At 69.0% G+C, this 24136-nt stretch carries 23 protein-coding genes; 15 read left to right on the top strand and 8 right to left on the bottom strand.

Annotated elements, in window-relative coordinates; genetic code table 11:
• Nucleotides 1-11 precede the first annotated feature (11 nt).
• Entirely contained in the window at nt 12-1154 is a 1143-nt protein-coding gene (locus ACSFA0_RS07165) for an aromatic ring-hydroxylating oxygenase subunit alpha (protein ID WP_435449516.1), read from the bottom strand.
• A gap of 236 nt (nt 1155-1390) precedes the next feature.
• Between ACSFA0_RS07165 and xseB the strand changes: the two genes are divergently transcribed.
• From xseB to ACSFA0_RS07185, 4 genes are all read left to right on the top strand, one after another.
• Nucleotides 1391-1660, top strand: coding sequence for an exodeoxyribonuclease VII small subunit (gene xseB, locus ACSFA0_RS07170; protein WP_435449517.1), 270 nt, complete (start codon nt 1391-1393; stop codon nt 1658-1660).
• Nucleotides 1657-2577, top strand: coding sequence for a polyprenyl synthetase family protein (locus ACSFA0_RS07175; protein WP_435449518.1), 921 nt, complete (start codon nt 1657-1659; stop codon nt 2575-2577). The genes xseB and ACSFA0_RS07175 overlap by 4 nt, the downstream gene beginning before the upstream one ends.
• Before the next feature lie 10 nt (nt 2578-2587).
• Nucleotides 2588-4450, top strand: a complete 1863-nt coding sequence (dxs, locus tag ACSFA0_RS07180; RefSeq protein WP_435449519.1) for a 1-deoxy-D-xylulose-5-phosphate synthase — start codon at nt 2588-2590, stop codon at nt 4448-4450.
• A gap of 116 nt (nt 4451-4566) precedes the next feature.
• Nucleotides 4567-5649 (top strand): TRAP transporter substrate-binding protein, encoded by a 1083-nt coding sequence (locus tag ACSFA0_RS07185; protein WP_435449520.1) that lies wholly within the window; start codon nt 4567-4569, stop codon nt 5647-5649.
• A gap of 105 nt (nt 5650-5754) precedes the next feature.
• On the opposite strand, the gene ACSFA0_RS07190 is transcribed toward ACSFA0_RS07185, so the two are convergent.
• Entirely contained in the window at nt 5755-7593 is a 1839-nt protein-coding gene (locus ACSFA0_RS07190; RefSeq protein ID WP_435449521.1) for a TRAP transporter large permease, read from the bottom strand.
• 24 nt (nt 7594-7617) lie between these two features.
• Nucleotides 7618-8232: a TRAP transporter small permease subunit gene (locus tag ACSFA0_RS07195; RefSeq protein ID WP_435449522.1), complete on the bottom strand. Its 615-nt coding sequence runs from the start codon at nt 8230-8232 to the stop codon at nt 7618-7620.
• A 127-nt stretch (nt 8233-8359) separates the two neighbouring features.
• Between ACSFA0_RS07195 and ACSFA0_RS07200 the strand changes: the two genes are divergently transcribed.
• Nucleotides 8360-9640: an SUMF1/EgtB/PvdO family nonheme iron enzyme gene (locus tag ACSFA0_RS07200; protein ID WP_435449523.1), complete on the top strand. Its 1281-nt coding sequence runs from the start codon at nt 8360-8362 to the stop codon at nt 9638-9640.
• 15 nt (nt 9641-9655) lie between these two features.
• On the opposite strand, the gene ACSFA0_RS07205 is transcribed toward ACSFA0_RS07200, so the two are convergent.
• The 3 genes from ACSFA0_RS07205 to modA form a co-directional block, all read right to left on the bottom strand.
• The gene (locus ACSFA0_RS07205) at nt 9656-10360 is read right to left on the bottom strand and encodes an ABC transporter ATP-binding protein (RefSeq protein ID WP_435449524.1); all 705 of its coding nucleotides are present in this window, start codon (nt 10358-10360) and stop codon (nt 9656-9658) included.
• Nucleotides 10361-10508: 148 nt separating this feature from the next.
• The gene (modB, locus tag ACSFA0_RS07210; protein WP_435449525.1) at nt 10509-11162 is read right to left on the bottom strand and encodes a molybdate ABC transporter permease subunit; all 654 of its coding nucleotides are present in this window, start codon (nt 11160-11162) and stop codon (nt 10509-10511) included.
• Between the two features lie 16 nt (nt 11163-11178).
• Nucleotides 11179-11940 carry a molybdate ABC transporter substrate-binding protein gene (modA, locus tag ACSFA0_RS07215; RefSeq protein ID WP_435449526.1) on the bottom strand — a complete coding sequence of 254 codons (762 nt, stop codon included), beginning with the start codon at nt 11938-11940 and terminating at the stop codon, nt 11179-11181.
• Nucleotides 11941-12028: 88 nt separating this feature from the next.
• Here modA and ACSFA0_RS07220 point away from each other — a divergent pair, with 88 nt between their 5' ends.
• Nucleotides 12029-12817, top strand: a complete 789-nt coding sequence (locus tag ACSFA0_RS07220; protein WP_435449527.1) for a TOBE domain-containing protein — start codon at nt 12029-12031, stop codon at nt 12815-12817.
• A 3-nt stretch (nt 12818-12820) separates the two neighbouring features.
• On the opposite strand, the gene ACSFA0_RS07225 is transcribed toward ACSFA0_RS07220, so the two are convergent.
• Entirely contained in the window at nt 12821-13867 is a 1047-nt protein-coding gene (locus tag ACSFA0_RS07225) for a formylglycine-generating enzyme family protein (RefSeq protein WP_435449528.1), read from the bottom strand.
• Between the two features lie 106 nt (nt 13868-13973).
• Here ACSFA0_RS07225 and ACSFA0_RS07230 point away from each other — a divergent pair, with 106 nt between their 5' ends.
• Entirely contained in the window at nt 13974-14366 is a 393-nt protein-coding gene (locus ACSFA0_RS07230) for a MerR family transcriptional regulator (RefSeq protein WP_435449529.1), read from the top strand.
• The gene (locus ACSFA0_RS07235; protein WP_435449530.1) at nt 14363-15346 is read left to right on the top strand and encodes an aldo/keto reductase; all 984 of its coding nucleotides are present in this window, start codon (nt 14363-14365) and stop codon (nt 15344-15346) included. The genes ACSFA0_RS07230 and ACSFA0_RS07235 overlap by 4 nt, the downstream gene beginning before the upstream one ends.
• Before the next feature lie 9 nt (nt 15347-15355).
• On the opposite strand, the gene ACSFA0_RS07240 is transcribed toward ACSFA0_RS07235, so the two are convergent.
• Nucleotides 15356-16480, bottom strand: a complete 1125-nt coding sequence (locus ACSFA0_RS07240) for a helix-turn-helix domain-containing protein (RefSeq protein ID WP_435449531.1) — start codon at nt 16478-16480, stop codon at nt 15356-15358.
• A 164-nt stretch (nt 16481-16644) separates the two neighbouring features.
• Between ACSFA0_RS07240 and ACSFA0_RS07245 the strand changes: the two genes are divergently transcribed.
• The 7 genes from ACSFA0_RS07245 to ACSFA0_RS07275 are packed head-to-tail and all read left to right on the top strand — an operon-like array spanning nt 16645 to nt 24136.
• Nucleotides 16645-17133, top strand: coding sequence for a (2Fe-2S)-binding protein (locus tag ACSFA0_RS07245; RefSeq protein WP_435449532.1), 489 nt, complete (start codon nt 16645-16647; stop codon nt 17131-17133).
• A gap of 13 nt (nt 17134-17146) precedes the next feature.
• On the top strand, nt 17147-19591 hold the full coding sequence (locus tag ACSFA0_RS07250) for a xanthine dehydrogenase family protein molybdopterin-binding subunit (protein WP_435449533.1): 2445 nt from the start codon (nt 17147-17149) through the stop codon (nt 19589-19591).
• Nucleotides 19592-19605: 14 nt separating this feature from the next.
• A complete protein-coding gene (locus ACSFA0_RS07255) occupies nt 19606-20397 on the top strand; it encodes an FAD binding domain-containing protein (protein ID WP_435449534.1) in 792 nt (263 codons plus the stop codon).
• A gap of 7 nt (nt 20398-20404) precedes the next feature.
• A complete protein-coding gene (locus ACSFA0_RS07260; protein WP_435449535.1) occupies nt 20405-21304 on the top strand; it encodes an AAA family ATPase in 900 nt (299 codons plus the stop codon).
• Nucleotides 21305-21322: 18 nt separating this feature from the next.
• Nucleotides 21323-22516: a vWA domain-containing protein gene (locus ACSFA0_RS07265; RefSeq protein ID WP_435449536.1), complete on the top strand. Its 1194-nt coding sequence runs from the start codon at nt 21323-21325 to the stop codon at nt 22514-22516.
• 37 nt (nt 22517-22553) lie between these two features.
• Nucleotides 22554-23117, top strand: coding sequence for an SRPBCC family protein (locus ACSFA0_RS07270; protein WP_435450917.1), 564 nt, complete (start codon nt 22554-22556; stop codon nt 23115-23117).
• Complete coding sequence (locus tag ACSFA0_RS07275) at nt 23117-24136, top strand: XdhC family protein (RefSeq protein WP_435449537.1); 1020 nt, start codon at nt 23117-23119, stop codon at nt 24134-24136. Before ACSFA0_RS07270 ends, ACSFA0_RS07275 begins: the two co-directional genes overlap by 1 nt.

Here is a 24136-nt window from a genome sequence, read left to right on the forward strand (position 1 = left end):
CACGAAGTGCACTACGACCTGGGGGCGAGCCTGGTTTTATACCACTCGTGGAACTGCTGCATGCCGTCTTCCATCGGGCTCTGGTAGGGGCCGGTTTCGTTGTCGCCACGCTGCATCAGGGCGCGGCGGCCGGCGTCCATGCGCTCGGCGATCTCGTCGTCTTCCACGCAGGTTTCCATGTAGGCGGCCTGCTGGGCCTCGACGAACTCGCGCTCGAAGGCGACGATCTCCTCGGGGTAGAAGAACTCGACCATGTTGAGCGTCTTTTGCGGGCCGATGGGGTGCAGGGTCGACACGGTGAGCACGTGCGGGTACCACTCGATCATCACGTGCGGGTAGTAGGTCAGCCAGATCGCGCCGTACTTCGGCGGCTTGCCGTCACGGTACTTCAGCAACTGCTCCTGCCACTTCTGGTAGACCGGGCTGCCGGCACGGCCCAGCCGGTTGGCCACGCCCACCGTCTGCACCGAGAAGTTGTCCTTGAATTCCCATCGCAGGTCGTCGCAGGTCACGAAGCTGCCGAGGCCGGGGTGGAACGGGCCGACGTGGTAGTCCTCGAGGTAGACCTCGATGAAGGTCTTCCAGTTGTAGTTGCACTCGTGCAGCTCGACGCGGTCGAGCGCGTAGCCGCTGAAGTCGAGGTCGGCGCGCGGGCCGAGGCCGGCCAGGTCGGCCGCTACGTCGCGACCGCTGCCGTCGCGGTTCTTTTCGAACAGCAGGCCGTTCCACTCTTCCAGCGGGTAGTTGTGCAGGTTGAGGCAGGGATCCTGGTCGAAATGGGGCGCGCCGATCAGCGTGCCGGTGGTGCGGGCGTCGGCAGCTGCGTAGGTCCAGCGGTGCAGCGGGCAGACGATGTTGCCGCCGGTGCGCGCATCGAGCTGGCCCCGGCCCTGCAGGATGAGGGCTTGGCGGTGCCGGCAGACGTTGGAGATCAGCTCGACGCCTTTGGGCGTGTGGACCAGCGCGCGGCCGTCGTGCTCCTGCGGCAGCGTGTGGAAGTTGCCCGGTTCGGGCACCGCGAGCCGATGGCCGACATAGCGCGGGCCGTTGGCGAAAAGCGTCTGCAGCTCGCGGGCATAGAGCGCCTCGTCGAAGTACGCAGTCACCGGGAGTTGGCTCTGGGCCTGCTGCAGTTGAAGACTTAAATCAGACATGGGGGACCTGACCAAGCTCCCCACAGGGAGAAAAGGGCAAAAGAGGTGTTGGCTGGAGGCGCGACCGCCGCAGAACACAACGCCGGCGGGCGCCGGCGTGAAGGAGGTGGCGATTGTACCCGGGGGCCTTTTCCATGCGGGTTGACCTGGAACAGCCGATGAACGATCCCATGGCTGACAGGCGCGCGCCGCCGTGGAAACTAAAATGCGCGGTTTCATCCACGATTTGCCCCTGCATGCCCAAGGCGCCTTCCACTCTCCTGCCGCCTTCGCTGGCGGACGCTCCCGACACCGGTGCGCTGCCCGCGAGCTACGAAGCGGGGCTCCAGGAGCTCGAGCGTCTGGTGAACGAACTCGAATCCGGCCAGATGCCGCTCGACCAGCTGCTCGGCAGCTACCAGCGCGGCGCGGCGTTGCTGGGTTTCTGCCGCGACAAGCTGCAGGCCGTCGAGGATCAGATCAAGGTGCTCGACGCCGGAAGCCTCAAGGCGTGGTCGGCCGAATGACGGGCGCACGCGTGGACGCAGGCTGGGACGCACAGCGCCTGGCCGACTGGAGCGGTCCGCATCTGGCGAACGTCGAATCGGCGCTTTCGCGCTGGGTCGGCATCGACGCCCCGGTGCAGCTGGGGGACGCGATGCGCTATGCGGTGCTCGATGGCGGCAAGCGCCTGCGGCCGCTGCTCGTCATGGCCGCGAGCGAAGCCGTGCATGGCGACCCCGCGGCGGCGCTGCGCGCGGCCTGCGCCACCGAACTCATCCATGCCTACTCGCTGGTGCACGACGACCTGCCCTGCATGGACAACGACATCCTGCGCCGCGGCAAGCCGACGGTGCATGTGCAGTTCGGCGAAGCCGACGCCTTGCTCGCGGGCGACGCGTTGCAGGCGCTGGCCTTCGAATTGCTGACCCCCGACGACGCCGACATCGCGCCCGCCGTGCAGGCCAGGCTCTGCCGCCTGCTGGCCCGCGCGGCCGGCAGCCAGGGCATGGCCGGCGGCCAGGCGATCGACCTCGCCAGCGTCGGCCTCGCGCTCGACGAGGCGCAGTTGCGTGAGATGCATCGGCTCAAGACCGGTGCCTTGCTGCAAGGCAGCGTCGAGATGGGCGCGGCCTGCGCGCAAGGCGTGGCGCCTGCTGCGCTGGACGCGCTGCGTGCCTACGGTGCCGCGCTGGGCCTGGCCTTCCAGGTGGTCGACGACATCCTCGACGTGACCGCCGATTCGGCGACCCTCGGCAAGACGGCCGGCAAGGATGCCGCGGCCGACAAGCCCACCTATGTGTCGCTGCTGGGCCTCGACGGCGCCCGCGCCCAGGCGTCGCAACTGCTCGACGAGTCGCTCGCCGCGCTCGACTGCAGCGGCCTGGACGACACCGAGGCGCTGCGCGCGCTGGCAACCATGGTCGTAGACCGCGACCGATAACAAGACATTCATGGCCGAGTTGCTCCCCACCATTCACGATCCTTCGGTCCTGCGTCAGTACGACCGCGAACAACTCAAGCAACTGGCCGACGAGGTGCGCGCCTGCGTGCTGCACAACGTCTCGCGCACCGGCGGCCATCTGAGCTCCAACCTTGGTACGGTCGAATTGACGGTGGCGCTGCACCACGTGTTCCACACGCCGCACGACCGCCTGGTGTGGGACGTGGGCCACCAGACCTACCCGCACAAGATCCTCACCGGTCGGCGCGAACGCATGCCCACGCTGCGCCAGCAGGGCGGCATCTCGGGCTTCCCGCAACGCAGCGAGAGTGAGTACGACACCTTCGGCACCGCGCACTCGTCGACCAGCATTTCGGCCGCGCTCGGCATGGCCATGGCGGCCAAGCAGAAAGGTGAAGACCGGCATGCCGTGGCCATCATCGGCGACGGCGCGATGACCGCCGGCATGGCCTTCGAGGCCCTCAACAACGCGGGCGTCTCGGATTGCAAGCTGCTGGTCATCCTGAACGACAACGACATGTCGATCAGCCCGCCCGTCGGTGCGCTCAACCGCTACCTCGCGCAGCTGATGAGCGGCAACTTCTACGCCGCTGCCAAGAACGTCGGCAAGAGCGTGCTGCGCGCCGCGCCGCCGCTGTTCGAGCTGGCCAAGCGTTTCGAGCAGCATGCCAAGGGCATGGTGGTGCCGGCCACGCTGTTCGAACAGTTCGGCTTCAACTACGTCGGCCCGATCGACGGCCACGACATCGATTCGCTGGTGCCGACGCTCGAGAACCTCAAGCAGCTCGACGGCCCGCAGTTCCTGCACGTGGTCACGAAGAAGGGCCAGGGCTACAAGCTGGCCGAGGCCGACCCGGTGGCCTACCACGGGCCGGGCAAGTTCGACCCGGCGGTGGGCCTGGTCACGCCGACGACGGTGCCCAAGCAGACCTTCACGCAGGTCTTCGGCCAGTGGCTGTGCGACATGGCCGCGCAGGACGGGCGGCTGGTTGGCATCACGCCGGCCATGCGCGAAGGCTCGGGAATGGTGGCGTTCCAGCAGAAGTTTCCCTCGCGCTACCACGACGTCGGCATCGCCGAGCAGCATGCCGTGACCTTCGCAGCCGGCCTGGCCTGCGAGGGCCTCAAGCCGGTGGTCGCGATCTACTCGACCTTCCTGCAGCGGGCCTACGACCAGTTGATCCACGACGTGGCGATCCAGAAGCTGCCGGTGGTCTTCGCGCTCGACCGCGCGGGCCTGGTCGGTGCCGACGGCGCGACGCATGCGGGCGCCTACGACATCCCCTTCGTGCGCTGCATCCCCAACATGAGCATCGCCTGCCCGGCCGACGAGGCCGAGTGCCGTGCGCTGCTCACCACCGCGTATGAACAGGACCATCCGGTGACGGTGCGCTACCCGCGCGGTGCCGGCGCGGGTGTGGTGCCGCATCTCACGCTCGACGGTTTGCCTTTTGGCAAGGGCGAAATTCGCCGGCAGGGCACGCGCATCGTGATCCTGGCCTTCGGCACGCTGCTCTATCCGGCGCTGAAGGCGGCGGAATCGTTGAATGCCACGGTGGTCAACATGCGGTGGGTGAAGCCGCTCGATGTCGACCTGCTGCTGCAGGTGGCGGCCACGCACGAAGCGATCGTCACACTCGAAGAAGGCGCCGTCATGGGCGGTGCCGGCAGTGCGGTGCTCGAGGCGCTGCAGGCCGCGGGTGTGACCAAGCCGGTGCTGCAACTGGGCTTGCCCGACCAGTTCATCGAGCATGGCGATCCGGGCAAGCTGCTCGCAGGTGTGGGGCTCGACGCCGTGGGCATCGCGACGTCGATCACGGCCCGTTTCGGCGCGATGGATTCCGCAGGGTAAACCCCCAACGGGCGCCTTGTAGGCATTTCTTACAATCGCGACCGACCCACGAGGTCTTCAACTCAACGCGGCGAGGCCGCGTTTTGTTTTTTCCCCTTTGCAATCGGAGTGAATTCATGGATCGTCGTTCCCTCATCAAGAATGCCGGCATCGCTGGCGTGCTGGCTGCTGGCATCGCGCCCGCGGTGCATGCGCAGGCCGCTGTCCGCTGGCGTCTGGCATCGAGCTTCCCCCGTTCGCTGGACACGATCTTCGGCAGCGCCGAAATGCTCTCCAAGACGGTCAAGGCGCTGTCGGGTGGCAAGTTTGAAATCACCGTGCACCCCGCCGGCGAACTGATGCCGGCCTTCGGCGTGGTCGACGCGCTGCAGGGCGACAACATCGAGATGGCCCAGTCGGCCGCCTACTACTTCACCGGCAAGGACCCGGTCTTCGCCTTCAGCTGCGCCGTGCCCTTCGGCCTGACGGCCCGCCAGAACACCTCGTGGAAGGACTACGGCGGTGGCCGCAAGCTGCTCGACGATTTCTTCGGCAAGTACAACTTCAAGACGGCCAGCGCCGGCAACACCGGCACACAGATGGGCGGCTGGTACCGCAAGGAAATCAAGACCGTCGAGGACCTGAAGGGCCTGAAGATGCGCATGGGCGGCGGCGTGTTCGGCGAAGCGATGCAGAAGCTGGGCGTGGTGCCGCAGAACATGCCGGCCGGCGACGTCTACCAGGCGCTGGAAAAGGGCACGCTCGACGCGTCCGAATTCGTCGGCCCCTACGACGATGCCAAGCTGGGCTTCAACAAGGTCGCCCCGTTCTACTACTACCCCGGCTGGTGGGAAGGCGGCGCCGACCTGGAGTTCTTCATCAACGTGAAGAAGTACAACGCGCTGTCGGAAGAGAACAAGGCCATCCTCGACGCCGCCTGCAAGGTCGCGGCCACCGACATGACCGCCAAGTACGACGCCTGGAACCCGATCGCGCTGAAGAAGCTGGTCGCTGAGAAGACGCAGCTCAAGCCTTTCCCGAAGGCCGTGATGGACGCGGGCTTCAAGGCCTCGATGGAAGTGTTCGCCGAGCACGAAGCCAAGTCGCCCGATTTCAAGAAGATCCACCAGAGCATGCGCGCCTTCCAGCGCGACCAGATCCTCTGGAACCGCTTCTCGGAATTCCCGTTCAACCAGTACATGAACGGCGTGAAGATCTGAGTTCGCTCCGGTCGCGGGTCCATCGACCCGCCCACGAAAAAGCCGCGCACTGCGCGGCTTTTTTTCGTCTGCGGCACCGATGTCGGTGCCGCAGGTGTCATGCCCTCACTGCGCCGGCTTGGGCTTGAGGGCGTCCTGCATGGCCTTCATCGGGTCGTCCTCGGCGGCGGCAGGTTCGGGCGCCGGTGCGGGCGTTGTCGGCGCGGCGTCGCCACCGGGCGCTGGCGTGCCAAGCGACGGTGCCGGCTCGGCGCCGTAGCCCTGGTCGGACCCGTAGCCGCCTTCCTCGGAGGACGGCTGCAGCGCTTCGCGCATCTGGTCGCCGACCTGACGCAGGTCGACCTCCTGCTCCTTGTCCAGGTTGCCGGTGACCAGCCCCGGGAAGGCGATCAGCAGGCCCACCATGAAGAGCTGGATCAGCACGAAAGGCACGGCGCCCTTGTAGATCTGCATGGTCGTCACCGGATCCATGATCTTCTTGGTGACGCGGTCCATGTACGGCTTCTCGGGGGCGACCGAACGCAGGAAGAACAGCGCGAAGCCGAAGGGCGGGTGCATGAACGAGGTCTGCATGTTCACGGCCAGCAGCACGCCGAACCAGATCAGGTCGATGCCCAGCTTGTGCGCCACCGGTGCCAGCAGCGGCACGACGATGAAGGACAGCTCGAAGTAGTCGAGGAAGAACGCGAGGAAGAAGATCAGCACATTCACCAGGATCAGGAAGCCGATCTGACCGCCGGGCAGGCCGGTCAGCAGGTGCTCCACCCAGATCGGGCCGTCGGCGGCCTGGAACACCAGGCCGAACACGGTGGCGCCGATCAGGATGAACATCACGAAGCTGCCCAGCTTGGTGGTCGTCGCCAGCGCCTGCTTGAGCAGGCTGAGGTTCAGCCGCCGGCGCAGCGCGCCCAGCACGAGCGCGCCGATCGCGCCCATGGCGCCGCCTTCGGTGGGCGTCGCCACACCCAGGAAGATGGTGCCCAGCACCAGGAAGATCAGCAGCAGCGGCGGGATCAGCACGAAGGTCACGCGTTCGGCCAGGCGGGACAGCAGGCCGAGCCGCGTGACCTTGTTGAACACGGCGATCAGGAAGGCCACGAAGGTGCCGCCGCACATGGCGACGACCACCTTCTCATCGGTGGCCACCGAGGTGACGAGGGTGCCTTCCCACCATGTGTGGATCTCGGCCATGTGGCGCGCCATCAGGACCGCGACGAAGGCCGAGAAGCCCATCAGCGCGACCAGCGAGGCGTAGCCGCCACCGCCGTTGGGCTCGCGGTAGATCCGTGCCTCCACCGGCAGGGCCGGCACCTGCGACGGCTTGAAGATCGCCAGGAAGACCACGTACAGCACGTACAGCCCCACCAGGATGAACGCGGGAAGAAAGGCGCCCTTGTACATGTCGCCGACGCTCTTGCCGAGCTGGTCGGCCATGATGATCAGCACCAGCGAGGGCGGGATGATTTGCGCCAGCGTGCCCGACGCGGCGATCACGCCCGACGCCATGCGCCGGTCGTAGCCGTAGCGCAGCATGATGGGCAGCGAGATCAGGCCCATCGAGATGACCGAGGCGGCCACCACGCCGGTGGTCGCAGCCAGCAGCGCGCCGACGAAGATCACGGCCAGCGCGAGGCCGCCGCGCATCGGGCCGAAGACCTGGCCGACGGTGTCGAGCAGGTCCTCGGCCATCCCGCTTCTCTCGAGGATCAGCCCCATCAAGGTGAAGAAGGGCACGGCCAGCAGGGTGTCGTTGGCCATGATCCCGATGAGCCGCTGCGGCAGCCAGGCCATGACGGACGACTGGAACACGCCGAGCTCGACGCCGACGAAGCCGAAGAAGAGGCCGCAGGCCCCCAGACTGAAGGCGACCGGGAAGCCCAGCAGCAGAAAGACGATCAGCCCCGCGAACATGATCGGGGCGAAATTGGCGGTGATGAATTCCATGGTTCTTGTGCTCTGCGCCGCGGGTCAGCGTGCCTGGGGCGTCGCCGCCGGATCAATGACGTCCGAGCGCTCGCGCAGGGCCTCGGCCAGTTCTTCCTCGGCGGTCTTCTCGCCCTGCTTGATCGTCGGGTCGGGGCCGGCGCCGCGCAGGAAGGCCACGCGCTTGATCAACTCGGACCAGCCCTGCAGCATCAGCAGCGTGAAGCCCACCGGCAGTGCCAGCCACACGGGCCAGCGGATCAGGCCGCCGGGGTTGCCGGACATCTCGCCGGTCTCGTAGCGCTGGATCGTCATGGGGATGGTGTAGTACAGCACCACGAGGCACAGCGGCGTGAGGAAGGCGGCGAAGCCCAGGATGTCGATCCACATCTGCGTGCGCTTGGACAGGCGGCTGTTGAGCACGTCGATGCGTACATGTTCGCGGTTGAGCAGCGTGAAGCCGGCCGCGATCAGGAAGGACCAGGCGAACAGGTACCACTGCACCTCGAGGTACGCGTTGGAGCTGGTGTTGAACACCTTGCGAACCACGGCGTTGACGGTGCTGATCACGGTCGACGCCAGAATGATCCAGATGGCGTACTTGCCCACCTGGGCGTTGAGCCAGTCGATCGCTTTCGACAGCTTCATCAAGCCTTGCATAGTTGCTCCGTCTTTTTAAAGGGTTGCCCGGATACGAATGCACCCGACACGCCGGCGTTGTGCGCTGGCGGGTCGGGTGCAGGGCGAGCGGATTTTATCGGTGTGCGGCGGCGCCGATAATCAGGCCATGCCCGCACCCTCCGGCCCCGCACCGCGACGCGCCCCGGCCGGCGCGCACGCCATCGATGCCCTGGCGATGGCGCACGCCGGCCGCGACCTGCTGTCGCTGGCGCTCATCGATGCACGCAACCACACGCTGCACCTGCTGTCCTTGTGCGAAGAGGCGGCGGGGGGCGAGGCTGCAACGGCCGAGCCGCAGCCCGGTACGGTGCAGCCGCTCTGGCTGGCCGGCCACATCGGTTGGTTCTCCGAATGGTGGATCGCGCGCAACACGCAGCGGGCCTTCGGCATCGAGTGCCCGATGCGCCCCACGCGGTTGGCGTCCATCGAGCCGCGTGCCGACGAGGGGTGGTCGACACCGTCGGGAGGCGGGGCGGAGCTGCCGGATGCCGAAGCGACCCGCGCCTACCTGCTCGAGACGCTCGAATGCACGCTCGAGTTGCTCGATCGTGCCGCCGAGACCGATGCCGGCCTGTACTTCTACCGCCTCGCGCTGTTCCATGAGGACCTCCGCGGCGAGGAGCTCGTCGTCATCGCGCAGACGCTCGGCCTGCCGATCGGTGTCGATACGCCGCCCGCGGTCGTCTCGCGCGAGCCGCTCCTCATGCCCGCCACGCGCTGGACGCTCGGCCGCGGCGAAGGCAGCGCGGGCTTCGGCTTCGCGCAGGACGGCGGCACGCTCGCCGTCGATGTGCCGGCTTTCGAGATCGACGCGCAACCGGTGAGCTGGCAGCAGTTCGCCGAGTTTGTCGACGACGGAGGCTACGACCGCAACGAGCTCTGGTCGCCTGGCGGCCAGGCCTGGCTCGGGCAGCAGCGCGGCGAGCGCCGCGCCCCGCGCCATGTCGAACAAATCGGCGCCGGCCGGCGCGGGCAGGGCGGCGCCGTGTTGCAGCGCCGCTTCGGCCGCGTGGTGCAGGCCGCGGGCCATCAGCCGGCCGTGCACCTGAGCTGGTGGGAAGCCGACGCCTGGGCGCGCTGGGCCGGGCGGCGCGTCGCCACCGAGGTCGAGTGGGAGATCGCCGCGCATGCCGGCGCGCACCGCGGCTTTCACTGGGGCGGCGTGCACGAATGGACCGCCGGCACCTTGCGGCCCTGGCCGGGCTACCGCGCCGACCCGTGGAGTGTCGGTACCGTGTTCGACCCGGCACCCGCCTTCGGCGAGGCCCGGGTGCTGCGCGGCGCGTCGTTCGCCACGCGCGCGCGCTTGCGCTCGCCGCGTGCGCGCCACTTCGCGCTGCCGGCGCGCGACGACGGCTTCTTCGGATTTCGCACCTGCGCGCTCTGAGCAGCCGGCTGCGTGTCAGCCGATGGGTCGGCGCGCGGACGCCGGCAGTGGAGGGCCAATGACGTGGCCTGCGTCGAGATGCACCGCCGACTGCGCCAGCGCTGCCACGTCGCTCGGGTCGTGCGTGACCAGCAGGGTCGGCACCGGCACGCGTTCCAGCATCTCCGCAAGTTCGGTGCGCAGCCGGATGCGCAGGGGCGTGTCGAGCGCCGACAGCGGTTCGTCCAGCAGCAGCAGGTCGGGCTGTGGCGCCAGCGCACGCGCCAGGGCGACGCGCTGGCGTTGTCCGCCGGAGAGATGGCGGGGCCGGGCACCGCGCAGCGCATCCAGATCGAACTGCCGCAGCAGCGCGTCGATGCGTGCGCGCTCGGCCTCGCTCGGCCGCTGCCCGAGCCTGCACAGCCCGAAGGCGAGGTTCTGCGCGACAGTCATGTGCGGGAACAGCGCGTAGTCCTGGAACACCATCCCAACGCGGCGTTCGCGGGCGGGCAGGTCGACGGCGTCGGCCGTGTCGAGCAGCGTGCGGCCTGCCACACGCACATGGCCCTGCACCTGCGGCAGCAGCCCGGCGATGGCCATCAGCACCGTGGACTTGCCCGAACCGGATATCCCGATCAGCGCCGTGCGAGATGTTGTCGAGACGAAGCGTGCGTCGAGCACGAAGCGGCGGCCCGGCGATTCGAGCGTGGTCTGTACGTGGATGTCGAGTACCGGTTGCATGTCAGTTCCATGGCTCTGCTCATCACCGGCAGCCGATGAAACCGGCGTGGCCGGATGCCAGGGCACCCGCGGAACTGGCTTTGCCAGGCCGCCAGGTGCGCCCCCTTGAGGGGGAGGCGCCGCAGGCGCATCGGGGGTGGGTTTCATGTCAGTGCTTGGCCTGCAGCATGCGGCCGGCGGCGACCAAGACCACCACGCACACGACCGAGATCACCAGCGTGAGCCACAGCGCCTGCGCGTCGTTGCCGGCCTGCACCGCGTCGTAGATGGCGATGGACAGCGTCTGCGTTTTGCCCGGCAGGTTGCCGGCGATCATCAGCGTCGCGCCGAACTCGCCCATGGCCCGCGCGAAGGCGAGCATCAGGCCAGCGGCGATGCCGCGCACCGCCAGCGGCAGGGCGATGCGTACGAAGATCTCGAACTCGCCTGCGCCGAGTGTGCGCGCGGCATGCAGGAAACGGCCGTCCACGTCCTCGAAGGCCGCGCGCGCCGCCTTGTAGATGAGCGGCAGCGACACCAGCGACGCGGCGATGACAGCGCCCTGCCAGGTGAACATCAGGTTGATGCCGAACCAGCGGTCGAGGTACTGGCCCAGCACGCCGTTGCGCCCGATCAGCACGATGAGGTAGTAGCCCAGCACCGTCGGCGGCAGCACCATCGGCAGCATCAGCAGGGCATCGACGATGTTCTTGCCGGCGAAGCGGCGCTGCGACATCCACCAGCCCAGCGCGATGCCGACCGCGCCGGCCATCAGCGTGGCGAGCAGGGCGACCTTGAGCGTGAGCCAGAGCGGTGTGAGCAAGTGCGGCGCGTCCGGGTCAGGGCCTGGCAAAGCCGAAGCCGTCGAGGATGCGCTGGCCGGCGTCGCTGCGCACGAAGGCGATGAAGTCCCGCCCGAGCGCTGTGTTCTTGCTGGTGGCGATCTGCGCGATGGGGTAGCTCACCGGCGTGCGCGTCGGCACCGTCAGCGCGATGCGGGTCTTGTCCTTCTCGATCAGCGCGTCGGTGCGGTAGACGAAGCCGGCGTCGACCTCCCCGCGGGCGACGTAGTTGAGCACCTGGCGCACGCTTTCGCCGTAGATCCACTTGGGCTCCAGGGCGGCGGCCAGGCCGGCGTCCTGCACCGCGGCGACGGTGTAGCGGCCGACCGGCACGGCGCTGGGCGTGCCTGTGGCGATGCGTCGGTAGGCATCGCCGCCGAGCTCGGCCAGTTGCTTCGGCACGTTCGCAGCGGCGGGGACGATCAGCACCAGCGTGTTGCGCGCGAAGTCGGCGCGGGTGCCGTCGGCGAGCAGGTGGGCCTTGGCGGCGCGGTCCATCGTCTCCTGGTCGGCGGAGGCGAACACATCGACCGGTGCGCCCTGCTGGATCTGCGCGAGCAGCGGGCCGGAGGCGGCGAAGTTGAAGGTCACCTTGGCGCCCGGCCGCGTCTTCTCGAAAGCCTGGCCGACCGCCTGGAACGCGTTCGTCAGACTGGCGGCGGCAGAGACGATCACCTCTTGTGCGTGCAGGGCCGCGGTGCCCAGCGAGAAAGCGGCCAGCAGGGCGGCCTTTCCGAGCCAGCGGGAGGGGGTGTTCATCTCGCGTTCTTTCGATGCGCTATTCAAAACAGGAATAGCGAAATCATAGCAAGGCGCCCCGCTGCGGCGACCCACGCACAATCGGCGCATGCCCAGCCCCCGATTCATCGACGCCCTCGGCCACGGACCCAGTGACAAGCGCATCGACATCCTGCGCGGCATCGCGTCCACCGGCAGCATCTCGCAGGCCGCGCGCGAGGCCGGCGTGAGCTACAAGGCCGCCTGGCAGGCGATCGACACGCTCACCAACCTGGCGGGCGTGCCGCTGGTCGAACGCGCCGTCGGCGGTGCGGGCGGCGGCGGGGCCTTGCTCACGGCGCAAGGCGGCCATCTGCTGGAGCTGGCCGATGCGCTCGACACCGCGCGGCGCGAGGTGCATGCGCGCTGGTCGTCACGGGGCGCCGATGCCGGCGCACAGGCCGATGCCACCATGGCCCGGCTGGCGGTCCGCACCAGCATGCGCAACCAGCTACCGGCGACCATCGATGCGCTGACCCCGTTCGACCGCACGGTGCGCGTGCAGATGCGGCTGGGCACCTGCGGTGCCATGGCGGCGCGCATCACGCAGGAGAGCGCCGAGCTGCTCGGCCTGCAGGCGGGCATGACCGTGATCGCGCTGTGCAAGGCCACGGCGGTGCGCGTCGAGCGCGTCGACGCCGTCGCACAGGGCGCTCGCCGACAAGGCGCCATGGGCAACCGCCTGCTCGGCGCGGTGGCGAGCGTCCTGCGCGGCGACAGCGGCGACGAGATCGCCGTGGCCCTCGAGGGGGGGCTGCAGCTCGTCGGCTTCGCGCCCAGCGGCAGCGGCCTGCGTGTGCGCCAGCGCGCGGCGGTGGTGGTCGACGAGTCGGCCCTGGTGGTGGCGCTGGCGGGGTGATCGCTATCTGCTCGCCGCCGCCGCCGCTGTCTCTTCGCCTGGCGCGAGCTCGCGCAGCAGGCGAAAGCCCACCAGCGTGTAGCGCGTCTCCGGCGAATTCCAGTTGCGGAACGACGAGCGCGCGTAGAAGGCCCAGGTGTGCCACGAGCCGCCGCGCCGCACGCGCACGCTGCCCTCGGCAGGGCCTTGCGGATCGTCCACCGGCGAGTGCGCGTAGGTGTCGTCGGCATGCCAGTCGGCACACCATTCCCACACGTTGCCGTGCATGTCATGGAGCCCGAAGGCGTTCGGCGCGAAGCGACCGACGGGCGCGGTGAAGGCATGGCCATCGCGGCCGTCGATCGCGAAGGCTTGCCACCGCGGCCAGTTCGGTGCGGCGGTCTGGTCGAACACGTTGGCCCCCTGCAGCAGCGTGCGCGGGTTGTCACCGGTGTGGAAGCGGGTGCGCGTGCCGCCGCGCGCGGCGTATTCCCATTCGGCTTCGGTCGGCAGGCGGTAGGTGACGCCTTCCCGGGCGCTCAGCCAGCGCGCCATCGCCACGGCGTCGTTCCAGGTCACGTTGACCACCGGGTGGTCGTCGCCTTGTGGGAAGCCGGGGTTGCGCCAGTCGTATGTGGGGTTGCGGCCCTCGAAGGCATCACCGCGGGCCGAGGTCGCCGGGTCGTAGGCCGGGTTGAAGCCGTAGCCGCCGGTGCCGTCGGCGACGGACTCCGGGACATGGCCCGAGGCTTCGACGAAGCGGCGGAACTGTGCGACCGTCACCTCGTGGCGCCCGAGCCAGAAGGCGCGCGTGATGCGCACCCGGTGCACCGGCCCTTCGTCGCCGAGTTGCGCGAAGCGGGCGGGGTCGTACGCGGGGAAGGCCTGCGCCAGCGCGCCCGGGTCTTCGTCGCTGCCCATCAGGAATTCACCGGCCGGGATGCGCACGAACTCGATGCCGAGCACGTCGCCCCGGTGCTCGGCCACCGGGGTGGCGGTGCAGGCGCTCAGCCAGAGGCACGCGACCGGCAGGAAGCAGGCGAACCAGGGGGCGAAGCGGCGAGCGGGCATAGACGTTTCGGGGAGGGTGGTGCGCAGTCTAGCGAGCGGCGCTGTGGCGAAACAAATGCACGATGGCGCTTGACTTCGAGCGCGCTCGAACTTCGAGAATGCACCCATGAACGCATTGCTCACGATCGACGAGGTGGCACAGCGCACCGGGCTCACGGCCCACACGCTGCGCTACTACGAACGCATCGGCCTCATCGCGCCGGTGCCCCGCGCCGCCGGCGGTCAGCGACGCTATGCCACCGCCGACCTCGACTGGATCGAGTTTCTGCTGCGGCTGCGCGACACCCGCATGCCGGTCGCGCAGATGCTCGTGTTCGCGCGGCTGCGGGCCGAGGGCGGCGCCACCGTGCCGCAGCGTCGTGCCTTGCTCGAAGCGCATCTGGCCGAGGTGAACGCGTCGCTGCACGCGATGCAGCAGGCGGCGGCCGTGCTGGGCACCAAGATCACCTTCTACCGTGCGGCCGAGCAGGCCGCGAAACCTCTGGAGACAGCAGCATGAAGCAACGTTCCATCGGCCGCAGCGGCCTTACCGTGGGGGCGCTCGGCCTCGGGTGCATGGGCATGTCGGAGTTCTACGGCCCCACCGACGAGGCGGAGTCGCTCTCGACACTCGCGCATGCGCTCGACCGCGGCGTGACGCTGTTCGACACCGCCGACGCCTACGGCTTCGGCCACAACGAAGAGCTGCTCGGTCGCTTCATCAAGGGCCGCAGCGAGCGGGTGACCATCGCCACCAAGTTCGGCCTGGTGCGCAAGCCCGGCAGCTACGAGCGCCGGGTCGACAACTCGCCGGCCTACATCCGCGCAGCCTGCGAGGCCTCGCTGAAGCGGCTCGGCATCGACACCATCGACCTGTACTACGCGCACCGCCTCAACCTCGAGACGCCGCTGGAAGACTCGATCGGCGCGATGGGCGATCTCGTGAAGGCCGGGAAAGTCCGCGCCATCGGCCTGTCGGAAGTCTCGCCCGACACGCTGCGCCGCGCCGCCGCCATCCACCCGATCGCGGCCGTGCAGAGCGAGTATTCGCTGTGGACGCGCGACCCCGAGCTGGGGGTGCTGCAAGCCTGCCGCGAGGTTGGTGCCGCGTTCTGCGCGTACAGCCCGTTGGGCCGCGGCTTCCTCACCGGCCAGGTGGTCAGCGACACGCTGGCCGCCACCGACTTCCGCCGCCAGAACCCGCGCTTCGCCGACGAGAACGCGCAGCAGAACCAGCGCATCGTGGACACGGTGAAGGCGCTGGCCGCCGAGAAGGGCTGCACGCCCGCGCAGCTCGCGCTGGCCTGGCTGCTGGCGCAGGGCGACGACGTGATCCCGATCCCCGGCACCAAGCGCATTCGATACCTCGACGACAACCTCGGCGCGCTCGACGTGGCGTTGTCCGCCGACGACCTGGCGCGCATCGGCGCCGCGCTGCCGCCGGGCATCGCAGCCGGCGGACGCTATACGGAAGAGGGGATGAAGGGCTTGAATGCCTGATAGGGGCCGTCAGCGCCCGCGCGCTGCCAGCTTGCGGTAGACCGTCGCACGGCTGATGCCCAGCGCCCGAGCGGCTTCGGCCACGTTGCCGCGCGCCTCGTCGACGGCCTTGCGGATCAGTGCTGTCTCCACGTCGCGCAGGCGTGGCCTCGCCATGGACGAGGCCGCCGAAACATCTGCATCGGCCAGCCGCGCCCAGGCCTGCAGCCGCAGTCCCGACCACAGCGGCACGTCGACCGCGTCGCCGCGTCGTGCCGCGTTCCAGAGCATGTCGACCGGCAGCGCGAACAGGTCACTCGCGTGGCAGGGCTGTGACGCCGTGCCGCGCGCCAGGGGCTGCTGAAGCATTTGCCGCGCAGTGCCGTTGCTGGCGACCACGCGGCCATCGGCATCGAGCCCCAGCAGGCCGTCGGCGTCGTCGCCGCTCGCGCAGCCCGGCCAATTCAAGCGCAGCAGCAGGGCATGCGGCTGCGCGCGCACCAGCGCGTTCTCGATGCTGCGCGCGGACAGCGCCGCCAGGTGCCGCAGTTCGGGCCGCTCGACCACCTGCACGCCGGTCAGGTCGAGCATGCCGATGCAGTCGCCCTGCGGGCCGAACAGCGGGGCGCCGGCGCAGCTGTAGATGCCGGTGTCGTCGAAGAAGTGCTCGGCGCGGTGCAGCCACACCGGCGCCTGCTCGGCCAGCACCGCGCCGATGGCGGTGGTGCCGACGGCGCGCTCCGACAGGTCGATGCCCACGCGGCCGATGTCGTGGGCGCGTCGCGTGGCCTCGTCGCTGCCGCCGGGCAATTCGCCGACGTCGATGACGATGCCGCGCGCGTCGGTGAGGAGCGCGAAGTAGCGCGTGTCCGCGATGGCCCGCGACAGCCGCGCCAGCACCGGTCGCGCGGCGCCGATCAGCGCGCGGTGGTGCTCCTGCGCCTCCTGGATCGCTGCGCGCGTCACGGTGTTGAAGGCCACCCGCTGGTCTGGCCGATGGCCTGCCGTCAGGCAGCGCTGCCACGAGCGCAGCAGCCACGGTTCGACGGGCGCATCACCGGCCGAGCCCATGCCATGAATGCAGGCACGACGTGCCTGCGTGATGGCCAGAGCGCGCGCGGTGTCGGCAGAGGGCGTGGGGAGGTGGGGTGTCATCGTGGAGGTGGTCGGCCGGCATCGCGGCCAGCGGGTGGCTGTTCCATTTTGAGAATTTCCAAGCATGGCGGCAAGCGCCGAGGGTTTTGCCTAGGATGTCGGTCCGGGCCGGCGTCCAAGATGCCATGCGCTTCCCCAGCCATCACCTTCACGGAGACAGCCACATGCAGGTTTCTTTCACCGTCAACGGCCGCGCGGCCACGGTCGACGCTCCCCCCAACACCTTCCTCGTGCACGCCATCCGCGAGCACCTGCACCTGACCGGCACCCACGTGGGCTGCGACACGGCGCAGTGCGGCGCCTGCACCGTTCATGTCAATGGCCGCGCCGTCAAGTCGTGCAACGTGCTGGTCGGCCAGGTGGCCGGTGCCGAGATCACCACCATCGAGGGCATCGCGCAGCCCGACGGCACCATGCACCCGATGCAGGCGGCCTTCAAGGAATGCCACGGCCTGCAATGCGGCTTCTGCACCCCGGGCATGGTGATGAGCGCCATCGACCTGTGCACCTACCACCCGAATTCGAGCGAGACCGAGATCCGCTCGCTGCTCGACGGCAACCTGTGCCGCTGCACCGGCTACCAGAACATCGTGAAAGCGGTGCAGATGGGTGGCAAGGACATGGCGGCCGCCTCCAAGCCCGTCGCGGCCTGAACAGGAGCACACCATGGGTGCATCCGATTTCGCCAACCTTCCGCACATCGGCGAGGCGGTCCGCCGCAAGGAGGACTACCGCTTCCTGACCGGCGCCGGCAACTACACCGACGACGTGACCATGGCCGCGCAGAGCCATGCCGTCTTCGTGCGCTCGCCGCACGCCCACGCGACCATCAAGTCGGTCGACATCGCAGAGGCCTCGAAGATGCCGGGCGTCATCGGCATCTTCAGCGGCAAGGACATCGAAGGGAAGATGGGCGGGCTGCCCTGCGGCTGGCTCATCAACAACCCCGACGGCACGCCGATGAAGGAGCCGTTGCACCCGATCCTCGCGATCAAGAAGGTGCGCTATGTCGGCGACCATGTCGCCATGGTCGTGGCCGAGACGGTCGAGCAGGCCAAGAATGCCGCCGAGGCCGTGGTGGTCGACTACGACGTTCACACGCCGGTCGTGAGCGTGGCCGACGCGGCGAAGAAGCAGAGCGGCGTGGTCATCCACGACGAGGCGCCCGACAACCAGTGCTACAAGTGGACGCTGGGCGACAAGGGCGCGGTCGACGCGGCCTTCGCCAATGCGGCGCACGTCACGAAGCTCGACCTGGTCAACAACCGGCTCATCCCGAACCCGATCGAGCCGCGCGTGGCCATCGGCAACTACAGCCGTGCGACCGAGGAGTACGTGCTCTACGTGTCGAACCAGAACCCGCACGTCGAACGCCTGCTGATGACGGCCTTCGTGCTGGGCCTGCCGGAGCACAAGGTGCGCGTGATCGCGCCCGACGTGGGCGGCGGCTTCGGCTCCAAGATCTACCTCTATGCCGAGGACGTGTGCCTGACCTGGGCGGCCAAGCAGCTCAACCGCAGCATCAAGTGGACGGGCGAGCGCTCGGAGTGCTTCCTGTCGGATGCGCATGGCCGCGACCACGTGAGCCATGCCGAGATGGCGATGGACAAAGACGGCAAGTTCCTCGCGCTGCGCGTGCATACCGACGCCAACCTCGGCGCGTACCTGTCGACCTTTTCGACCGCCATCCCGACCATCCTCTACGCGACGCTGCTGGCCGGCCAGTACGCCACGCCGCAGATCTATGTGGAGGTGGACGCCTGGTTCACCAACACCGCGCCGGTCGATGCCTACCGCGGGGCGGGACGGCCCGAAGCGACCTACCTGCTCGAACGGCTGGTGTCGCGCTGCGCCTGGGAGATGAACCTGGCGCAGGACGAGATCCGCCGGCGCAACTTCATCAGCAGCTTTCCGTACCAGACGCCGGTCGCGCTGCAGTACGACACCGGTGATTTCCCGGCGCTGCTGAACCGCGCCAATGAACTCGGCGAGGTCGCGGGCTTTGCCGCGCGCAAGGCCGAGAGCGAGAAGAACGGCAAGCTGCGCGGCATGGGTTACTCCTGCTACATCGAGGCCTGCGGCCTGGCACCGTCGAACGTGGCGGGCGCGCTCGGTGCGCGCGCCGGCCTTTTCGAAGCCGGCGAAGTGCGGGTGCACCCGACCGGCAGCGTGACGGTGTTCACCGGCTCGCACAGCCATGGCCAGGGCCACGAGACGACCTTCGCGCAGCTGGTGGCGGCGCGCCTGGGCATTCCGGTCGAGAACGTCGACATCGTGCACGGCGACACCGGCCGCGTGCCCTTCGGCATGGGCACGTACGGATCGCGCTCGCTGTCGGTGGGCGGTACGGCGATCATGAAGGCGCTCGACAAGATCGAGACCAAGGCGAAGAAGATCGCGGCGCACCTGATGGAGGCGAGCGATGCCGACATCGAGTTCGCGAACGGCGAGTTCACCGTGAAGGGCACCGACAAGAAGATCCCCTTCGGCCAAGTGGCGCTGACGGCCTACGTGCCGCACAACTACCCGCTCGACAAGCTTGAGCCGGGCCTGAACGAAACGGCCTTCTACGACCCGACCAACTTTACGTACCCGGCGGGCACCTACATCTGCGAGGTCGAGATCGACAAGGGCACCGGTGAGGTGAAGATCGACCGCTTCACCGCGGTGGACGATTTCGGCACCATCATCAACCCGATGATCGTCGAGGGCCAGGTGCACGGCGGCATCGTGCAGGGCATCGGCCAGGCACTGATGGAAAACTGCGTGTACGACAACGAGACCGGCCAGCTCCTGACCGGCAGCTTCATGGACTACGCCATGCCGCGCGCCGAGGACTTCCCGATGTTCAAGCTCGACACGCTGAGCACGCCCTGCACCCACAACCCGATCGGCTCCAAGGGCTGTGGCGAGGCGGGTGCCATCGGCTCGCCGCCGGCCGTCATCAACGCCGTGCTAGACGCGCTCGCGCCGCTGGGCGTTAAGGAGTTCGACATGCCCGCGTCGCCGCACCGCGTGTGGGAGGCGATGCAAAAAGGATCCACCACGTCGACCCAGCAACCGCAGACGCCGTCGCTCGCCGCCAGCACCCAGGGCCGCCCGGCCGCCTGAACCAGGAACACACCATGTATCCCTTCACCCTCGAACGTCCGACCAGCGTGGCCGATGCCGCGAAGCTCGCCACCGCCGGCGGCAAGCCGCTGGCCGGTGGGCAGACCTTGCTCGCGTCCATGAAGCTGCGCCTCTCCGCGCCGGAGCAACTGGTCGACCTCGGCGGCATCGCCGAACTGGCCGGCATCACGAAGGACGGCGACACGCTGGTCATCGGCGCGATGGCGCGGCACCTGGCCGTGGCGAACGATGCCGCGGTCAAGTCGGCCTACCCGGCGCTGGCGGACCTGGCGTCGCGCATCGGCGACCGGCAGGTGCGCGCCATGGGCACGCTCGGCGGCTCGGTCGCCAACAACGACCCGGCCGCCTGCTACCCGAGTGCGGTGCTGGCCTCGGGCGCGACCATCGTCACCGACAAGCGCGAGATCGCAGCCGACGACTTCTTCCAGGGCCTGTTCACCACCGCGCTGGAAGAGGGTGAGCTGATCACCGCTATCCGCTTCCCCATCCCGAAGCGCGCGCACTACGAAAAGCTGCGCCAGAAGGCGTCGCACTTCCCGCTGGTCGGCGTGTTCATCGCGCAGTACGATGCGGGCGTGCGCGTGGCGATCACGGGGGCCGGCAACGGTGTGTTCCGCCACACCGGGCTTGAAGACGCGTTGAACCAGAGCTTCACACCGGAGGCCGCCGCCGCGGTGACGATCGATGCGAGCGAGCTCAACAGCGACCTGCATGCGTCGGCGCCGTACCGCGCCAACCTGATCAGCGTGCTGACGCAGCGCGCCGTCCGGGCCGCGCTGGGTTGATGCAGGGGTGATCTTCTCCAGCATCGACGCCGTTGCCACCGGCCTGCAGCAGGCAGGCTACTTTGCCGACCGGCGCCTCGCCACGGCCGTGTTCCTGGCGCTCAAACTGCAGCGCCCGCTGCTGCTCGAAGGCGAGCCCGGCGTCGGCAAGACCGAGCTGGCCAAGGCGCTGTCGACGGCGCTGCAGCGCGAGCTGTTGCGCCTGCAGTGCTACGACGGCCTGGAGCAGCGCGAGGCGCTCTACGAATGGAACTACGCGGCGCAGCTGCTGCACATGCGCGCGGCCGAGGCGAGCGGTGCATCGAGCGACATTGAGTCCGAGGTCTACCAACCGCGCTACCTGATCCGCCGCCCCTTGCTGCAGGCGCTGCAGACGCCCGCGCCGGGCGCGGTGCTGCTGATCGATGAGGTTGACCGCGCCGACGAGCCCTTCGAGGCCTTCCTGCTCGAGTACCTGGGCGAGTACCAGGTGAGCATTCCGGAGCTCGGTACCATCACCGCCGCAGTGCCGCCGGTGACCATCCTCACCAGCAACCGCACGCGCGAACTCAACGACGCGGTCAAGCGCCGCTGCCTCTACCACTGGCTCGACTACCCCGAGCGGGAACGCGAACTGGCCATCGTGCGTGCCCAAGTGCCCGAGGCCGGCGACGCGCTGTCGAAGCAGGTGGCCGATTTCGTCGGCCGGCTGCGCAGCGCACCGTTCGCCAGCGCCTTCCAGCGCGCACCCGGCATCGCCGAGAGCGTGGAGTGGGCGCGCGCGTTGGTGGCGCTCGATGCGCTGGTGCTCGACCCGGAGGTGGTGGTCGACACGGCCGGCATCCTCTTCAAGCAGCGCGACGACGTGGCCGCGGTCACGCAGGCGCTCGCTGCCGAGCTGCTGCAGCCGGAGGACGCGGGCGCCTGAGCGCCTGCGTCGCGACGCATGGAGCAGCTCGGTGATGCGCGTCGCGGCAAGATGGCCGGCAACATCGCCGGCTTCGGCCGCGCGCTGCGCCGTGCCGGCGTGCCCACCGATGCCGCGCGCATCGCGCTCGCGACCGAGGCGGCCGTGCTGGTCGGCGTCGATGCGCGCGACGACCTCTGCGCCGCGATGGAAGCCGTGATGGTCAGCCGGGAGCAGGACCGTCTCGTTTTTCGCGAGCTCTTCGACGCGTGGTTTCGCGACCCCGAACTCGCCAACAAAATGCTCGCGCAGATGCTGCCCAGCGCCGAAGGAAAGATGGAGCCGGCCAAGCGCCGCCCGCGCGTGCGCGAGGCGCTGGCCGCACCGCGCGATGCCGACCGGCCTGCGCAGGGTGAACGGGAGATCGAGTTCGACGCGGCCATGACCGCGAGCGACCTGCAACGCCTGCACCACGCCGACTTCAACGCGCTCGGCGCCGCGGAGTACCGGCTGGTCGAGCGCCTGGCGCGCGACATCGCGCTGCCCGTGCCCACCGTGCCGTCGCGCCGCCTGCGCGTGGCGGCCGGTGCGGGCACGCATGCGCGCATGCACTGGCCCGGCGTGTTGCACGAGGCGGCGCGCACCGGCGGCGAGATGCTGCGCCTGCCGCGGCTGACGCGCCGCGCGCAGTCCCTGCCGCTGCTGGTGCTGATCGACGTCTCCGGCTCGATGGAGCGCTACGCGCGCCTGCTGCTCGCCTTCCTGCACGCGGCCACGCGCCACGCCGGGCGGCGCGACGTGTTCGCCTTCGGCACCCGCCTGACCGACCTGACGCCGGCTTTCCGCCTGGCCGACACCGACGACATGCTCGCGAGCGCCAGTGCGGCCATCGACGACTTCGCCGGTGGCACGCGGCTGGGCGATTCGCTGGCGCAACTGCGGCGCGACCATGCCCGGCGCCTCACCGGACGCCGCACGCTGGTGCTGGTCATCAGCGACGGCTTGGACACCGGGGAGCCGGCGTTGCTTGACCAGGAGCTGCAGTGGCTCAAGCGGCATTCGCGCCGCGTGCTGTGGCTCAACCCGCTGTTGCGCTTCGAGGGCTACGCTCCCCTGGCGCGCGGTGCGGCCATGTTGCACCGCCATGCAGACGCGATGCTGGCGGTCCACAATCTCAGCGCGCTCGGCCAGCTGGCCGCGAGCCTGGCAGCGCTGATGCGTGCCGGCCGCTGAGCCGCTGCCCGACGATCACGACAAGAAGGAAGAACTCATGGAAATGCTCGGCAACCGCCGTCTCGGCGTCACGCAACAACAGGCGTGGGACGCGCTCAACGACCCGGAGACACTGAAAAAGTGCATCCCCGGCTGCGACAAGTTCGAGCTGACCGGCGACAACCAGTACACGGTCGCGGCCGCCGTCAAGGTCGGCCCGGTGTCGGCCAAGTTCACCGGCAAGGTGACGTTGACGGACATCGCGCCGCCAGACGGCTACAAGCTCAGCTTCGAAGGGCAGGGCGGGGTGGCGGGTTTCGCCAAGGGCGCGTCGAGCGTCACGCTCAAGCCCGCGGCCGACGGCGCCGAAGGCTGCGAGCTGGACTACACCGTGCAGGCGCAGGTCGGCGGCAAGATCGCGCAACTCGGCCAGCGGCTCATCGATGGCGCCGCCAAGTCGACCGCCGACGATTTCTTCAAGCGCTTCGACGCCGAGATGCAGCGCCGCTACGGCCCCGCGCCGGTCGAAGGCGAGGCGGTGGCCGAAGAGAAGCAGGGCGCAGTCAAAGGCTTCATGAACAAGATCGGCCTGGGCGGCAAGAAAGACACGGACGCCGCCTGATGGAAAACCTCGACGTCATGGTGCTGCGGACGCTGCGCGACTGGCGGCTCGCCGGTCGTCGCGCGCTGCTCACGACCGTGGTGCGGACTTGGGGCTCGTCGCCACGGCCGGTCGGCTCGATCATGGCGCTGGCCGAAGACGGCGCGGTGGTGGGCTCCGTGTCGGGCGGCTGCATCGAAGACGACCTGATCGCACGCTACAGCCGCCTGCATGGCGCCACCGAGCCGATGCCGGCGGGCGGCGCGCCGGCGCTGGTCAAGTACGGCATCACGGCCGACGAGGCGCACCGCTTCGGGTTGCCCTGCGGCGGCACGCTGGAGCTGCTGCTGGAGTACGACCCCGAGCCGGCGTCGCTCGAAGCGCTGGTCGCCTCGCTGGAGCAGGGACGGCTGATGCAGCGCACCGTGTCGCTGGTCGATGGCCGCGTGACGCTGGCCGAGGCGTCCTCGCCCGCGGCGCTGAGCGTGGACGAACGCCAGCTGGTCAACACCTTCGGCCCCGAATACCGCATGCTGCTGATCGGCGCGGGCCAGCTGGCCGAATACCTCGCGACCATGGCCAAGTTCAGTGGCTTCGCCGTCACGCTGTGCGACCCGCGCATCGAATACCGCAGCGCCTGGACCGTGCCCGGCGTGACCGTGACCACCGAGATGCCCGACGACGCGGTGACCGCCTTTCGGCCCGACCGCCGCAGTTGCGTGGTCGCGCTCACGCACGACCCGAAGCTCGACGACCTCGCGCTGCTCGAGGCGTTGGCGACCGACGCCTTCTATGTCGGCGCGATCGGCTCGCGCCGCAACGCCGAGGCCCGGCGCGCGCGCATGGTCGAGCACTTCGAGCAGACCGCCGAGTCGCTGGCGCGCCTGCGCGGGCCGATCGGCATCTACATCGGCAGCAAGACGCCGCCCGAGATCGCGGTGAGCGTCATGGCAGAAATCCTGGCGGTGAAGAACGCCGTGGCGCTGCCGCGGGAGACCGACGTGGCGAACGCCAAGACCTTGCACGAAGCGCTGGGCTGA

Source organism: Variovorax restrictus (genome assembly GCF_051216715.1).
Taxonomy (GTDB): domain Bacteria; phylum Pseudomonadota; class Gammaproteobacteria; order Burkholderiales; family Burkholderiaceae_C; genus Variovorax.

Coding starts and splice junctions, on each gene's coding strand:
- ACSFA0_RS07245 (WP_435449532.1), top strand. CDS start 16,645: ATGCAGGTTTCTTTCACCGTCAACGGCCGCGCGGCCACGGTCGACGCT.
- ACSFA0_RS07185 (WP_435449520.1), top strand. CDS start 4,567: ATGGATCGTCGTTCCCTCATCAAGAATGCCGGCATCGCTGGCGTGCTG.
- ACSFA0_RS07165 (WP_435449516.1), bottom strand. CDS start 1,154: ATGTCTGATTTAAGTCTTCAACTGCAGCAGGCCCAGAGCCAACTCCCG.
- ACSFA0_RS07235 (WP_435449530.1), top strand. CDS start 14,363: ATGAAGCAACGTTCCATCGGCCGCAGCGGCCTTACCGTGGGGGCGCTC.
- ACSFA0_RS07225 (WP_435449528.1), bottom strand. CDS start 13,867: ATGCCCGCTCGCCGCTTCGCCCCCTGGTTCGCCTGCTTCCTGCCGGTC.
- ACSFA0_RS07190 (WP_435449521.1), bottom strand. CDS start 7,593: ATGGAATTCATCACCGCCAATTTCGCCCCGATCATGTTCGCGGGGCTG.
- ACSFA0_RS07240 (WP_435449531.1), bottom strand. CDS start 16,480: ATGACACCCCACCTCCCCACGCCCTCTGCCGACACCGCGCGCGCTCTG.
- ACSFA0_RS07250 (WP_435449533.1), top strand. CDS start 17,147: ATGGGTGCATCCGATTTCGCCAACCTTCCGCACATCGGCGAGGCGGTC.
- modA (WP_435449526.1), bottom strand. CDS start 11,940: ATGAACACCCCCTCCCGCTGGCTCGGAAAGGCCGCCCTGCTGGCCGCT.
- ACSFA0_RS07230 (WP_435449529.1), top strand. CDS start 13,974: ATGAACGCATTGCTCACGATCGACGAGGTGGCACAGCGCACCGGGCTC.
- ACSFA0_RS07265 (WP_435449536.1), top strand. CDS start 21,323: ATGGAGCAGCTCGGTGATGCGCGTCGCGGCAAGATGGCCGGCAACATC.
- ACSFA0_RS07275 (WP_435449537.1), top strand. CDS start 23,117: ATGGAAAACCTCGACGTCATGGTGCTGCGGACGCTGCGCGACTGGCGG.
- ACSFA0_RS07270 (WP_435450917.1), top strand. CDS start 22,554: ATGGAAATGCTCGGCAACCGCCGTCTCGGCGTCACGCAACAACAGGCG.
- dxs (WP_435449519.1), top strand. CDS start 2,588: ATGGCCGAGTTGCTCCCCACCATTCACGATCCTTCGGTCCTGCGTCAG.
- ACSFA0_RS07205 (WP_435449524.1), bottom strand. CDS start 10,360: ATGCAACCGGTACTCGACATCCACGTACAGACCACGCTCGAATCGCCG.
- ACSFA0_RS07255 (WP_435449534.1), top strand. CDS start 19,606: ATGTATCCCTTCACCCTCGAACGTCCGACCAGCGTGGCCGATGCCGCG.
- xseB (WP_435449517.1), top strand. CDS start 1,391: ATGCCCAAGGCGCCTTCCACTCTCCTGCCGCCTTCGCTGGCGGACGCT.
- ACSFA0_RS07175 (WP_435449518.1), top strand. CDS start 1,657: ATGACGGGCGCACGCGTGGACGCAGGCTGGGACGCACAGCGCCTGGCC.
- ACSFA0_RS07200 (WP_435449523.1), top strand. CDS start 8,360: ATGCCCGCACCCTCCGGCCCCGCACCGCGACGCGCCCCGGCCGGCGCG.
- ACSFA0_RS07195 (WP_435449522.1), bottom strand. CDS start 8,232: ATGCAAGGCTTGATGAAGCTGTCGAAAGCGATCGACTGGCTCAACGCC.
- ACSFA0_RS07220 (WP_435449527.1), top strand. CDS start 12,029: ATGCCCAGCCCCCGATTCATCGACGCCCTCGGCCACGGACCCAGTGAC.